This is a genomic window from Pseudoalteromonas issachenkonii (assembly GCF_002310795.1).
Taxonomy (GTDB): domain Bacteria; phylum Pseudomonadota; class Gammaproteobacteria; order Enterobacterales; family Alteromonadaceae; genus Pseudoalteromonas; species Pseudoalteromonas tetraodonis.
On sequence record NZ_CP011030.1, the window covers coordinates 413,418 to 426,333 of the forward strand.

Annotated in this window: 12 protein-coding genes; 8 read left to right on the forward strand and 4 right to left on the reverse strand. The window is 39.8% G+C overall.

The features are described from left to right. Positions 1-6: 6 nt before the first annotated feature. Positions 7-1,041 (reverse strand): CDP-glycerol--glycerophosphate glycerophosphotransferase, encoded by a 1,035-nt coding sequence (locus tag PISS_RS01830; protein WP_013463934.1) that lies wholly within the window; start codon positions 1,039-1,041, stop codon positions 7-9. A gap of 217 nt (positions 1,042-1,258) precedes the next feature. On the opposite strand from PISS_RS01830, the gene PISS_RS01835 reads away from it, so the two are divergent. The 5 genes from PISS_RS01835 to PISS_RS01855 all read left to right on the forward strand — a co-directional run bounded on the left by PISS_RS01835 (position 1,259) and on the right by PISS_RS01855 (position 6,709). Further along, entirely contained in the window at positions 1,259-2,362 is a 1,104-nt protein-coding gene (locus PISS_RS01835; protein WP_058155449.1) for a phosphoribosylaminoimidazolesuccinocarboxamide synthase, read from the forward strand. 137 nt (positions 2,363-2,499) lie between these two features. After that, the gene (locus tag PISS_RS01840) at positions 2,500-3,165 is read left to right on the forward strand and encodes a methylamine utilization protein (protein WP_058154101.1); all 666 of its coding nucleotides are present in this window, start codon (positions 2,500-2,502) and stop codon (positions 3,163-3,165) included. Next, on the forward strand, positions 3,155-5,470 hold the full coding sequence (locus PISS_RS01845; RefSeq protein ID WP_058154102.1) for a bifunctional diguanylate cyclase/phosphodiesterase: 2,316 nt from the start codon (positions 3,155-3,157) through the stop codon (positions 5,468-5,470). Before PISS_RS01840 ends, PISS_RS01845 begins: the two co-directional genes overlap by 11 nt. 13 nt (positions 5,471-5,483) lie before the next feature. Beyond that, positions 5,484-6,290 carry a DUF3034 family protein gene (locus PISS_RS01850; protein WP_418054963.1) on the forward strand — a complete coding sequence of 269 codons (807 nt, stop codon included), beginning with the start codon at positions 5,484-5,486 and terminating at the stop codon, positions 6,288-6,290. Further along, positions 6,290-6,709 carry a group I truncated hemoglobin gene (locus PISS_RS01855; RefSeq protein WP_013463939.1) on the forward strand — a complete coding sequence of 140 codons (420 nt, stop codon included), beginning with the start codon at positions 6,290-6,292 and terminating at the stop codon, positions 6,707-6,709. The genes PISS_RS01850 and PISS_RS01855 overlap by 1 nt, the downstream gene beginning before the upstream one ends. A gap of 40 nt (positions 6,710-6,749) precedes the next feature. On the opposite strand, the gene PISS_RS01860 is transcribed toward PISS_RS01855, so the two are convergent. Then, the gene (locus PISS_RS01860; RefSeq protein ID WP_036955812.1) at positions 6,750-7,493 is read right to left on the reverse strand and encodes a glycosyltransferase family 25 protein; all 744 of its coding nucleotides are present in this window, start codon (positions 7,491-7,493) and stop codon (positions 6,750-6,752) included. A 131-nt stretch (positions 7,494-7,624) separates the two neighbouring features. Here PISS_RS01860 and PISS_RS01865 point away from each other — a divergent pair, with 131 nt between their 5' ends. Beyond that, positions 7,625-8,455, forward strand: a complete 831-nt coding sequence (locus PISS_RS01865) for a sulfurtransferase (protein ID WP_036955815.1) — start codon at positions 7,625-7,627, stop codon at positions 8,453-8,455. 1 nt (position 8,456) lies between these two features. On the opposite strand, the gene PISS_RS01870 is transcribed toward PISS_RS01865, so the two are convergent. Continuing rightward, entirely contained in the window at positions 8,457-8,807 is a 351-nt protein-coding gene (locus tag PISS_RS01870) for a DUF5522 domain-containing protein (RefSeq protein WP_036955954.1), read from the reverse strand. A 43-nt stretch (positions 8,808-8,850) separates the two neighbouring features. On the opposite strand from PISS_RS01870, the gene PISS_RS01875 reads away from it, so the two are divergent. Continuing rightward, the gene (locus tag PISS_RS01875; protein ID WP_036955823.1) at positions 8,851-9,177 is read left to right on the forward strand and encodes a hypothetical protein; all 327 of its coding nucleotides are present in this window, start codon (positions 8,851-8,853) and stop codon (positions 9,175-9,177) included. Between the two features lie 121 nt (positions 9,178-9,298). On the opposite strand, the gene PISS_RS01880 is transcribed toward PISS_RS01875, so the two are convergent. Beyond that, positions 9,299-10,267, reverse strand: a complete 969-nt coding sequence (locus PISS_RS01880; RefSeq protein WP_008115459.1) for a class 1 fructose-bisphosphatase — start codon at positions 10,265-10,267, stop codon at positions 9,299-9,301. A gap of 154 nt (positions 10,268-10,421) precedes the next feature. Here PISS_RS01880 and PISS_RS01885 point away from each other — a divergent pair, with 154 nt between their 5' ends. Beyond that, a complete protein-coding gene (locus tag PISS_RS01885; RefSeq protein WP_058154104.1) occupies positions 10,422-12,851 on the forward strand; it encodes a zinc-dependent metalloprotease in 2,430 nt (809 codons plus the stop codon). Positions 12,852-12,916 lie beyond the last annotated feature (65 nt).

Genomic DNA, 12,916 nt, shown 5'->3' on the forward strand with positions numbered 1-12,916 from the left:
AACGGCTTACCAACTCCAATAGTTAAGTCTTTTGCGCATTTTAAATTGTCTAATAAAATTAAGCGGTTTTGCTTTGAGCTTTTCATCACTATGCAACAGTTCATTGGTTGCGCAAAGTACTCGTTGGCTTGATTTACCATCTGTGTATGGGTGTAACTCTTGGCAAAAAGCTTCAATATTATCTACAAGTTCTTTTGGGTAAGTTAGTGCGTAGTCTATTGCGGCTTCAACGTTATTTTTATCCGTAATATCAAGTAAGTGTTTTTCAGGTGCTTTATTGCAAAACGTTACAACCGGTTTTCGTTGTACCAAAAACATCAGTAATATGGATGAAGTGTCGCACAGCATTACATCAGCAGATTGTAATAAAGGAATAACATTGTCTGTTTCAACAAAGGTTAGATTGTCATTACTTAACGCTTTGTATTTATCAACCCACTCTTGTGCCATTTTAGGATGAAACTGAACTAAGAGTCGCCATTTACCGCTTTCACTAAAGTGTTTTATTTGTTCATAAAGTTTAGGTGCAAGAGATAAGCGTTTTGAGAATGTAGAGCAGATCAATACTGTTGGGCGAGAGTCTGTTTCATCAATGTGGCTAGGCTTTGAGTTACCGTTAAAAAATTGATCTAGGGGAGGCCAACCTGTTTCTACTACCTTAAAATAACCCAATTTTTTTTGTAACGCCGTAAATGGAGCCGTTGTATTTGGGCCTTGTGTACAATATAAATCAAAGCAGCCCCGCACTTTAAAGTGATCGTTTTGGCCTTTTTTATTTAGCTTTCCAGCATCAAAGCCGTGAAAAACAGCCACTTTCTTTCCGGGAAAAAATGTAGGGATAGAGTTCGCTGGTGCAAAGGTTGCGTCAGGCGCCCATTGATTTATTTCATGAATAGAATTTAGTGTTTTTTCATCACTTTTCAAAAAGTCAGGATTAACATTATCACCTTCTAAAAACCATTTAACTTCCCCTCCTTGAGCTAATATTTCTGCTTGCAAAGGCCTTAAAATAGCATAGGAATAATTTTGAGAAATATACATTAAATATTTCTTATTCTTAGTGGCAGTTAAATAGTTCAAGCTAGCTCCTTAGGGCAAGTAATCATGCAAGTTTACCCCAATGCGCCAGCTAGATAAATATACTGAGATGATTTGTTTTTAGCCTAAGATTGAGCTTTGTGGTTGGCTAGATTATTATAGAGCGCCTAACCCCAATTCCATACTTTGCTCTTTGAGCATGCCAAACCCCGGAGATAGCATGACTAGCTATAAAGTTTTAGACGTAAACGATGACTTACCCATTCGTACCAAAGGTAAAGTACATAGTGGCAAAGTGCGTTCAGTTTATTGGTTAACCGATGCAGATAGCAAACGCTTAATAAATGAAAAAGGCTATAACGTTCCTGCCGATACTGAATTAGCCATTATGGTTATTTCAGACAGAATTTCTGCTTTTGATTGCATATGGCAGGGTGAAAATGGCCTAAATGGCGTTCCTGGTAAAGGGATTGCATTAAACTCAGTGGCTGCTCATTGGTTTAACATGTTTAATGAAGCCGGTTTGGCGGGTAATCATATTGTTGATATTCCTCATCCATACGTATGGATTGTTCGTAAAGCCAGTACGGTTAAAGTTGAAGCGATTGCTCGTCAATATATTACCGGCAGTATGTGGCGCGACTACGCCAAAGGCGAAAGACACTTTTGTGGTTTGCAGCTTCCCGAAGGCTTAAAAGCGAATCAAAAGCTTGAGCAAGTACTTATAACTCCCTCTACTAAAGGTATTATAGAAGGGGTTGCTGATATTCCTGCCGTTGATGATGTAAATATCACTCGTGAAAATATTACAAACAACTTAGATGTTTTTAATTTTAAATCGGCTGACGATGTCGCCAAATACGAAAAATTATTGGTAGAAGGGTTCGAGCTAATTAGTAATGAGTTAGCTAAGCTCGGGCAAATTTTCGTAGATACTAAATTTGAATTTGGTTACGTAGAAGATTTAAATGGTGCGCAGCAACTTATTTATATTGATGAAGTAGGGACACCCGATTCATCGCGTATTTGGGATGAAGCATGTTATAGAGATGGCAAGATTGTTGAAAACTCAAAGGAAGGTTTTCGTCAGCTGTTAATTAATAACGTACCAGAGAGTGATGTGTTATTAAATAAAGACCGTATGGCTGAGCGTGAGCAGTTAGCAAAAGATTATATTTTACCTGAGTCAGTAATGCTTGAAGTGTCTGACACTTATGTGGGCATCGCGAGCAAAATTATTGGTAAAGAGATTATTATACCTAATGATCCGCGCCAAGAAGTGATTGCTATTTTAGATGCTGATTACGGTTTAATCGTTAAATAACGTAGTAAGTAGACAGAAATAGCAAAGCTCATTTTAACTAATGAAAAAGTATTTATTTTAAGTTACTGAACTATAATTCTTGCAATTAGTGCTCGTCTCTAATTAACTTAACCTATGGTGAATTTTTGGGTGTGGTTATGTTAGAGCGAGCATGGCAAGTTATTGCAAAACGTCGTTATTTATTAGTACTGGGTGTATTGTTTAATGTATCGGCTTTTGGTAATAACATTAATTTGGTTATTAAAGATCAGCATGGCCAAGTATTGCCTAATGCTGTCGTAGAAATAAATCATTTACCTTCTTCAAAAACTTCGGGCAATTTACCCACAGCGGTAATGGATCAAGTTGATAAACAGTTTTCTCCAGAGTTGCTTATTGTGCACCAAGGTCAGTACGTCGACTTTCCAAATAGCGATAATATTCGCCACCATGTTTATTCTTTTTCAAAAGCTAAACCTTTTCAATTAAAGCTCTATTCTGGCCAGCCAGAAGAACCTATTAAGTTTGATAATCAAGGTGTTGTTGTTCTAGGCTGCAATATTCATGACTCCATGGTGGGCTATATATATGTCGCTAACAGTAGTCATGTGTATACCAGTAACGAGCAAGGCCTGATAAAGCTGCAAGTAGACACTTTTCCTGTGCAAGCCAGTGTTTGGCATTCACTGCAAACAGCTCCCTTGGATAATAAAAAACAGTTTAATATAGACTCAACCAGCCCGTTATCAATAACTATAAATACATCTACCCCTGCACCACGTAATACCTTTGGCAGTCAATTTAGGGAAGGCAATGGCCAATAATTTACGCAGTCGTATTACAACGCTTTGCGTTGGCTTGGTATTACTCACTACCTTGGTTAGTTTACTGAGCTTTTGGTGGTCTACCAGTAAATTTCAGGCAGAAAAAGTGCAACAAAATATAACGGTTGCGCAAAGCGTTTATAAACAATATTTAAAATCAAAAGAGAGCTTATTATTAACAGCCGCAAAGGTGTTAACCGCTGATTTTGGTTTTAAGCAAGCGGTTGCAACTCGTGATGCCGCCACTATTAGCAGTGTGCTATACAACCACAGTCAACGGATCAATGCGGATCTTATGCTGTTGCTCGATTTATCAGGGCGGTTAGTATCAGCTAATGTTAATGCACAAAATTTTGCCGATAATCTACAACCCTTGATGGATGAGTTATTAAATAACTCTGAGCAATCGAGCTTTGTAGTGTTAAATAACCAGCTGTACCAAGTGATTTTATTGCCAGTTAAAACTCCCAGAACCATAGCTTACAGTTTGGTCGGATTTAAAATAACATCTGCAGTGGCCTCTGAGCTAAAAAGCTTAACCGGAATGGAGGTTAGTTTTGTTGCGCAATTAGATGATTTTGCAACAAGCTCGCTAGTATCCCAACCAGATAACTTTCAACCAATAGCGTACTTTACCAATAAAACTACGGCTCGTTTTTTTGCCGAATACTTGGCCTATGAAAACGAACAAATAGCTTTACCCTCTTTACAATTGCATCCGATAACCTTACTGCTTAGCGCAGATTTAACCTCGAGTTATCGCGATATTGAGCAATTATTATTAACGCTGATCACACTCGCTGTTTTAACTATGTTATTTGGTGTGATCACCAGTAGTTTGTTAGCAAATAATTTAACGACTGGACTTTCACAGTTAGCGGTTATTGCCAGACAGTTTGCGAAAGGCGACTACCGTTTTAAATTTGAAGGTAAAAAGCAAAGCAGTGAAATAGAAACCCTCGTGAGCGCTTTTAATAACATGGGTAATGATATTAATAAGCGTGAGCAGCAAATAAGTTTTCAAGCACATCATGATACCTTAACGGGGTTTTATAACCGTTCTGCTATGTTAGATTTATTAGCAAAGCGGCTCACTAACGATGCGCGGTACACGCTTTTTGCTATTGATATAAAAGGCTTAAGGCATATAAACGATAAACTTGGCCCACAAGTAGGGGATGGATGTTTAATTGCAGTGGCAAACCGTATTCGTCAATTTTCTGATGAGCTAGGTGGTTTTCATGCTCGAATTGGTGGCGATGAATTCTTAACGGTTTACCCTTGTGCAGAGGTTGAGCAGGTAAAATGTGCAGTGGCTGATTTACTCAAGCAATTACAGCTAGCTTACAAGGTTAAAAATTTAAAAATAAGCTTACGTTTTAATGCTGGTATTGTGCAATACCCAGAGCAAGGGACTAAAGCAGACGATTTAATGCGACGTGTACTCATTGCTGTAGATGCAGCTACAACGAGTCAGCAAAGCTTACATTATTATCAAGACGGTGAAGATGAGGCGCATTTAGACCGTTTAATTATGCTTGATGAACTCAAACAAGCAATTGATGATGATAATGGGCAATTATTCATGACCTATCAGCCTAAGTTGAACATTAAAAGTCAGAAAATTGATAAGGTAGAGTCTCTTATTCGTTGGCAACGAAAAGATGGTGGCTGGGTGTCGCCTGAGGTCTTTATTGATTTAGCCGAGCAGTCAGGGTTAATAGTGGAGCTGACCGCTTGGGTCGTCGATACTGTGATTGCACAAATAGCCGATTGGTCAAAAAAAGATATTCATTTACAAGCCGCTATTAATGTTTCTGCCCAAGATATTGCTCATTCAGGTTTTCACGCTTCGTTGGTAGCCACCTTAAATAAATACCAAGTTAACCCAAGCTCTGTGACTATTGAATTGACAGAGCGAGATATGATTGAAAATGAGGCCCAAGGTATTAAAGCGTTAGAAGATTTAAAAAGCATTGGCGTTAAAATTTCATTGGACGATTATGGCGTAGGGCAAACATCACTAGGACGGTTAAAAATGCTACCTATTGATGAGCTTAAGCTAGATAAATGCTTTATTTTAACTCTGCACGAATCACAAAAAGATCAATACATAGTGCGCTCCTCAATCACATTGGGTCACCAATTAGGGTTTTCTGTTGTGGCTGAGGGTGTGGAAACCGCTGAATCTTTATCAATGCTTCACGAAATGCAATGCGATCATGCGCAAGGTTACTATTTAAGTCGCCCTTTAAAAGCGCAGCAATTAGAACAATGGTTAGAGGAATATCAGCGTGTACATTAAATTTTTACTGAGCATGACACTCTTACTTTGCAGTACGTTAACTGTAGCTGCAACGGGGAAGTTATTGGCAACACCTGGGGTGTCTCAAATTGAAGGCAGTGCAGGGGGAGGATTAGTTCCTTGGGCACAATTGGCAGGATATGCCAGTGAAGACGAATGGGCTGTTAATGGTTTTTGTAGTCGTGCTGATGTTACTGACTACCGTCTTGATGTCTGCGGCATGCAGCTAAACCTATTCAATCGAGTTGAGCTCAGTTATGCGGCGCAGCAGTTTGATGTGCCTGCGCTCAATACCGAAATAGAGCAGTCAATTACTGGAGCAAAAGTACGTTTATACGGTGATATTGTTTATAGTCAGTGGCCACAGCTAAGTGTGGGCGTACAGCATAAATCACTAGAGGATGGCACAGTAGCAAAGTTAGTTGGCGCAAAAAAAACCAGCGGTACAGATGTGTATATTGCAGCCAGTAAATTACATTTAGGTGCACTTGCTGGATATAACTGGTTTTGGAATGTGACTACTCGCTACAGTAAAGCCAATCAGCTAGGGCTGTTGGGATATGGTGGTGCTAATGAGGGCAGCCATATTTTGTTAGAAGCAAGTAGTGCGGTGTTTTTAAGCCGCGAATTAGCCGTTGGCATTGAGTATCGGCAAAAAGCCAATAACTTGGGACTAGGCGAGCAAGACTGGCGCGATTTATTTATAGCGTGGATACCTAATAAGCATATGAGTGTGACTGCGGCCTATTTAGATTTAGGGCGGATTGCTGGTGTTGATAATCAAACTGGCTGGTATTTATCGGTTACGGGGTATTGGTAATGAAACTGAGTGTATTTATTTTTTGTTGTTTAAACTTACTTGCAGGGTGTACAACCCAACCCAACACCTCTTTGTATCACCAGCTTGGCGAACAAGCTGGGCTTGAGAAACTAACTGATAGTTTTATTACACAAATAGGTAATGACAAACAAGTGTTTCATTACTTTGAGCACAGTAATATCAGTCATTTTCGACAAGGGTTTATTAGCCATTTATGTTCGCTGGTGGAGGGCCCTTGTGAATATAAAGGTGACTCTATGGTTGCTATTCATACAGGCATGAACATAAACGAAAAAGACTTCAATCACGTTGTCGATTTATTAATAAATGCAATGAACGAGCAAAATATCCCACATACAGTGCAAAATAAAATTTTAGCTAAAATGGCGCCATTGCGTGGCGAAATTATTAAGATTTAATTTTATAATCAAATGCATACATTTAAAAATATGCTTGGTATTACTCACTTGTAATTTTGGCAAGATCCGCAGTTTTATATCGTCTTTGCATATGAATACTCGATCTATGAATTAAATTTCTGATAAATGTACTGCGGTTTGAGTGCGAACCTGCATTAGCGCTTGTTATTTCACTAATAAAGCTTCGATCTTCGGCAACCGGGTAGGGTTTTATGCCAATCATACTTAGCCCTACTTCTGTGTGAAATTGCATATCGACATCTACGGGTCTAAAAAATGGTTTTCTTTGCAGTAGTTTTTTAGCCCCACTTAATGAAATGATGTAGCCTTGAGTGCCATTTGGTGCTTTTTTATAATTACCGACTGTTAGATTATTTTCTAATGGGGCACTGTCAATAAATGGAAAATTTCTGTTGTCAGATAATTTTATTAAATCCCAGTTTTTCAATTTAAGCGCCGCATCAACAACATCTTTAAGTGAAGCTTCAATGAAAAGGTCATCCTCTAATACAACACAAAAAGGCATGTTTTCATTAACCATTTTTTGCCAAAGGCGCATATGACTTACATAGCAACCAATTTCACCTGCAGATAGATTGCGATTGTAACGTTTTTTATTTTTTTTCGGGCAATACCACTTGAGGGTTTCTTCTTCACTAAGGTTTTTGCCAATGGTCGCTTCAAAACGTTCAGCATTTAAGTGTAGACTGGTAAGTCGCTTTAGGGTTGTTTCCCAACGGTCTTCGCAGCCTTGCATATTGATAATGTAAAAAGGGATTGGCATAATTTTATTTTACTTAGAAACCTCAAAGCAGCTATTTTAGCATTATTATAATTTGTAACCAGTCTAAATTCTGTTTATAAACAGGCTGTAATAATATATAGCTATTTCATTTCCTCAAATTTGGAAAGACGATGAAAAACATGGTCAGTGCACAATGGTTACATGCTCGCTTAGAGCAAGCTAACCTGGTTATTTTTGATGCGGGTATGTTACGTCCCTCAGCTGCGGGGGAGTACTCACCCGTTGCCATGCTTCCTAAAGCACAACGGTTTGATATCAAAAAAGAACTCGCAGATACCTCAAACCCATTGCCTAATACCTTGTGTAGTGCAGAACAATTTACTCAAGTGATGCAAAAAGCGGGAGTGAATCACGATTCACTTGTGGTGATTTATGAAGATGCAGGGTTATTCAGTGCAGCTAGAGCTTGGTGGATGTTTAAAGCCATGGGGTTTGATAACGTAAAAGTCCTCAGTGGCGGTTTAGCCAAGTGGCTTGAACTCGGGCTTCCGGTTGAATCAAACTATACACAAGCATCATTAAAAGGCGATTTTATTGCTCAATACCGGCCTGATTACTTTATTAATAAAAAACAGGTGCTAAGTGCTACTGAGGATGCCAATACAGTTATTTTAGATGCACGCGCTTATGAGCGCTTTACCGGCAAAAGTAGTGAGCCAAGAGCCGGAATGCGCAGCGGCCATATTATTAATAGCTATTCGCTACCTTTAACTAGTCTATTAGAAAATGGTGAAGCAAAATCACTCGACTTTATACAGGCAAAGTTTAGTGAATTAGTCGGTAATGCAACCCACTTACAATTTAGCTGTGGCTCTGGTGTTACTGCCTGTGCGCTTGCGCTGTTTGCCGATGAATGCGGCTATAGTAATTTAAGTGTGTACGATGGCTCGTGGAGTGAATGGGGCGCTGATAACTCACTGCCTATTGCTGTGTGTGGCTAATTTAGCTATAAGGGCAATTTTTACAACCATTTTTGCAGCAAGTACCACGCTTTAAAAAATACCACTTACTAAACACCATGTAACTATTTTGCATGGTGTAATCTAACCCTTCAATTAAATTATCATGGCTTCTAAATTGTTTAGCAAAAGCGATTTGAGCTTTTATTGGTTGGGTGTATATAGTCTCTAAATAGCTATTTATTTTAGCAAGAGAACATGATCGGCATAAGCAGCTGGTTGCTGTATCATCGAGTGGTAAAATAGCGGGTAACTGATAACACCAACATGCGGTTATATCATTAACATTACAGTTAAGCGTTGTATTACATTGGCTGCAGTTTATCTGGGTCATTTTAGGTCTTATTAACAGTAGAGCAGCAAGAATAACAAACATTATGAATATACAAAAAGCATTGGCTGAATTTATTACATTTGGGGAGCAAAGAGACGAAGCAATCTCAGTAATAGTGTCAAGCTCTGCGCACAATGCTAAGCCACTTTATAAGTTAACGACACCCGTATTGATTGATGTGCTTAAGCGCTGTGTAAGTAATGAAATAGATCTCGATGATCTCGCGCTTTGGGCCAACGTCATTGAATCAAGAGCAGATATAGATAGCGCTGAGCATGAAGGGGTTATTTATGCGCTGAGCAATAGCGAACAAATGGGCGAGTTTAGCCATACAAAGCTTGAACAATTATTAGCATTATTAAAGGACTAGATTTAGGCTAACTCAACTCTTTTAGATGCGAGCTTACTGCGGTTTTATGTAACGGATAAATAATACTAAGCCGCATTTAAGTTAAATCCGGCTTAGTATTTTCTGACAACTGACAACTTGTTTACTTATGATAGCTCAAGCAAGTTTCTACTTCGTCTTTAGAGCCTAAAATAACCGCAACACGCTGATGGATGGCATCAGGCTGAATATCCATAATACGCTCAGTGCCTGTTGAAGCAATACCACCTGCTTGCTCTACTAGCATTGCCATTGGGTTTGCTTCATAAAGTAAACGCAGTTTATTAGGCTTATTAGGATCTTTAGTATCAGTTGGGTAAGTAAATAAGCCACCACGGCTAAGTACACGGTGTACATCGCCAACCATTGCAGCAATCCAACGCATATTGAAGTTTTGAGCACGAGGGCCTGTATCTCCCGCAAGTAAATCATTAATGTAGTTTTGCATCGCCGGTTCCCAGTGGCGCTGGTTTGAGGCATTAATTGCAAATTCATTGGTTTTAGCAGGAATAGCGGCAAAATCTTGGGTAAGTAAAAAGCTACCTTGGGTTTTATCTAAGGTAAACATGCGTGTACCTTTACCCGTTGTTAGCGCAAGCATGGTCGATGGCCCATACAGTACGTAACCTGCAGCTACTTGTTGATGCCCAGGTTGCATAAAAATCTTTTCATCAGCAGCATCAGAGCCCACCGGCGCTTTCATAATAGAAAATATAGTGCCTACTAGCGAGTTAATATCGGTGTTTGACGAGCCATCAAGTGGATCAAATGCAACAATGTACTCGGCATCTGGGTTACCGGCAACAGTATAATCTTCTTCTTCAGAGGCGATCGCTTTAACTGTGCCTGACTCCAGCAATATATCTTTTAATAACTGATTAGACAGTACATCGAGTTTCTTTTGTGTTTCGCCTTGAATGTTTTCATCGAGGGTTGAGCCTAATACGCCCGATAATTCACCTTGACCGACGCGAAATGAAATTTCTTTACATGCCGCTAAAATAGTACGAATTAACGACAAAAGTTCTCTTGAACAGCCATCTTCTAGTAATACTGGTGGGAGTCTACGCATTCTTTTTTCCTGATAACGTGTTAAAACTAATCATAATGTGAGAGAGATTAGTTTAGAGCGCTGAAATTCGTCTTAAATAACTGTATTGTATAAATAACCCCCTATAATGGGATACCTACATCGCATTTAAAACGCTAATAACAAAGATAAGATTATGCAAAAAATATCACGATTAAGTTACATACTCTTTACTGTGTTGCTCTGTATGATAACTCAAGCGCACGCAGCAATTAAGTCTATTGACGAATTTACTGAAAAAATGAACCATTTCCCGGGTTATTTTTCTTTCTTTTACGATACGCAAAACGGCAATGTGTATTTAAAGGTTGATAAACTTGAACAACAATTTTTATTACAACACAGCTTACCTTATGGAGTAGGGTCTAACGATATTGGTTTAGATAGAGGCCAATTAGGCGGTACTTATTTGGTACAGTTTGAGCGCTTTGGCAATAAGGTTATGTTGCGCGCTGTAAATACTTACTACCGTGCAAACACAAGTAATCTAGCAGAGCAGCAAAGCGTTAAAGAAGCGTTTGCATCCAGTATTTTGGCGGGTTTTAAAGTTGTCGCGCAAGATGACAATGCTGCATTAATTGATTACACCCCCTATTTACTAAGCGATGTACATGGCGTAAGCCGTACTTTAGCTGCGCGCAAGCAAGGGCAGTTTAGCCTTGATGAGTCACGCAGTGCGGTATTTATAAATCGCTCAAAAGCATTTTTGAAAAATACTGAACTTGAAGCCATTCTCACCTTTAAAGGGTCTAAACCAGGTGAATATGTGCGCCAAGTGAGTGCTGATCCATACGCGCTAACCGTGCATATGCACCATTCATTAATCAAATTGCCTGATGACAATTACACGCCACGTAAATTCAGCCCGCAATCGGGTTATTGGAGTGTGGAGCATAAAAATTATGCAGCAGGGCTCGATGAGTCTATGTATGTGCGTTACATTCCACGCCATCGGTTAATAAAAAAAGATCCGAGTCTGGCTGTAAGTGAACCGGTCGAACCCATTGTGTATTACTTAGACCCTGGCGTACCTGAACCAGTAAAAACGGCTTTATTAGAAGGCGGGCAATGGTGGAATGACGCTTTTAATGCAGCAGGCTATAAAAATGCATTTGAAGTTAAAGTGCTACCAGATAATGCTGATCCTATGGATGTTCGCTACAACGTTATTCAATGGGTGCATCGCGCAACTCGTGGTTGGTCTTATGGCAGTTCAATTATAGACCCACGTACAGGCGAAATTATTAAAGGCCATGTCACACTAGGATCGCTACGAGTACGCCAAGATATTTTAATTGCTGAATCACTGGCAGCGCCTTATTTAAAAGGCAATGAAGTGGCAAGCACTTTACAGGCAATGGCACTTGATCGTATTCGTCAACTCAGTGCTCACGAAATTGGTCATACACTGGGTATTGCGCACAACTTTGCTGCGTCAGTAAATAATCGAGCTTCGGTGATGGATTATCCACATCCGTTATTGCGCTTTGCAGATAATGGTCAGTTAGACGTATCTCAAGGTTATGCTAAAGGCATGGGGGCATGGGATACCCAAGTGATCAAATATGGCTACAGCGATTTTACCGGACAAGATGAAAGCGCAGCACTCGCTGCTATTTTACAGCAAAATAAAGCGCAAGGTTTGGCGTTTATTTCTGACAGTGATGCCCGTGCCAAAGGTGGGGCGCACCCTACAGCGCACCTTTGGGATAACGGCAGTAATCCAAGTGAAGAATTACTTAGAGTGCTTGATGTACGAAAGCAGGCGCTTGGGCAGTTTGGTATTAATAATATAAAAACTGGGGTTGCGCTATCGCAATTGGAAGAAAAGCTAGTACCGCTTTATTTGTTCCACCGTTATCAAGTTGAAGCGGTTGCTAAGCTTATCGCGGGCGTTGATTATGACTATGAGATACGCAGTGATGCACCCGTTAAAGGCGCTCAAGTTGTAACTAAAGATGCTCAACAACAAGCGGTTAATGCCATTTTAGCGACCCTAAAAGCAAGCAACTTAACGATTCCAGAGTCGATACTTTCCTTAATCGTACCTAAAGCGTATGGCGAGTCTAAATCACGAGAAAGTATAGTGGGTCGTACCGGCTTAACTATGGATGCACTTGCATTGCCTGAAGTGGCAGCGCAGCATAGCTTATCGCTATTACTTAATGCTCAACGATTAAATCGTTTAGCGCAGCAGCAAGTGCGAGATAACCGCTTTTATGGCTTAGATGAGCTGCTTAAACAATTATATAAGCAGGTGTTTAATGTATCAGCGCCTGCCACCATGACAGGAAAAGTAACGCAACGAGTACAGTACTTAACGGCAAAAACTATGGCTGATCTTGTCGCTAGCCAAACACTAAGTCCAGAGGTGCAAGCGCAACTGCATTTTTACCTAAATAAACTAGCGGATGAGTTTAATCAACACTCTTTACTGAGCCATCCTGAAGTAGGTGACAGCGCATTTAAAGACTATTTAGCGGCGCAAATTAATCAGTTTTTAACAACAGGCCAGTGGCCTGATAACTTTAAAGCGTTACCCATACCACCAGGCTCACCTATTTAATAGTACAAGCCAGAGGATAAAGGCGCTGTATAAACGTTACGTTTCATGGTGCCTTGTTTTTAGGG

What these genes read in the sequence shown, in the direction of transcription:
- PISS_RS01830 (WP_013463934.1), bottom strand. Translation starts at nt 1,041, where the DNA reads ATGTATATTTCTCAAAATTATTCCTATGCTATTTTAAGGCCTTTGCAA.
- PISS_RS01835 (WP_058155449.1), top strand. Translation starts at nt 1,259, where the DNA reads ATGACTAGCTATAAAGTTTTAGACGTAAACGATGACTTACCCATTCGT.
- PISS_RS01840 (WP_058154101.1), top strand. Translation starts at nt 2,500, where the DNA reads ATGTTAGAGCGAGCATGGCAAGTTATTGCAAAACGTCGTTATTTATTA.
- PISS_RS01845 (WP_058154102.1), top strand. Translation starts at nt 3,155, where the DNA reads ATGGCCAATAATTTACGCAGTCGTATTACAACGCTTTGCGTTGGCTTG.
- PISS_RS01850 (WP_418054963.1), top strand. Translation starts at nt 5,484, where the DNA reads ATGACACTCTTACTTTGCAGTACGTTAACTGTAGCTGCAACGGGGAAG.
- PISS_RS01855 (WP_013463939.1), top strand. Translation starts at nt 6,290, where the DNA reads ATGAAACTGAGTGTATTTATTTTTTGTTGTTTAAACTTACTTGCAGGG.
- PISS_RS01860 (WP_036955812.1), bottom strand. Translation starts at nt 7,493, where the DNA reads ATGCCAATCCCTTTTTACATTATCAATATGCAAGGCTGCGAAGACCGT.
- PISS_RS01865 (WP_036955815.1), top strand. Translation starts at nt 7,625, where the DNA reads ATGAAAAACATGGTCAGTGCACAATGGTTACATGCTCGCTTAGAGCAA.
- PISS_RS01870 (WP_036955954.1), bottom strand. Translation starts at nt 8,807, where the DNA reads ATGACCCAGATAAACTGCAGCCAATGTAATACAACGCTTAACTGTAAT.
- PISS_RS01875 (WP_036955823.1), top strand. Translation starts at nt 8,851, where the DNA reads ATGAATATACAAAAAGCATTGGCTGAATTTATTACATTTGGGGAGCAA.
- PISS_RS01880 (WP_008115459.1), bottom strand. Translation starts at nt 10,267, where the DNA reads ATGCGTAGACTCCCACCAGTATTACTAGAAGATGGCTGTTCAAGAGAA.
- PISS_RS01885 (WP_058154104.1), top strand. Translation starts at nt 10,422, where the DNA reads ATGCAAAAAATATCACGATTAAGTTACATACTCTTTACTGTGTTGCTC.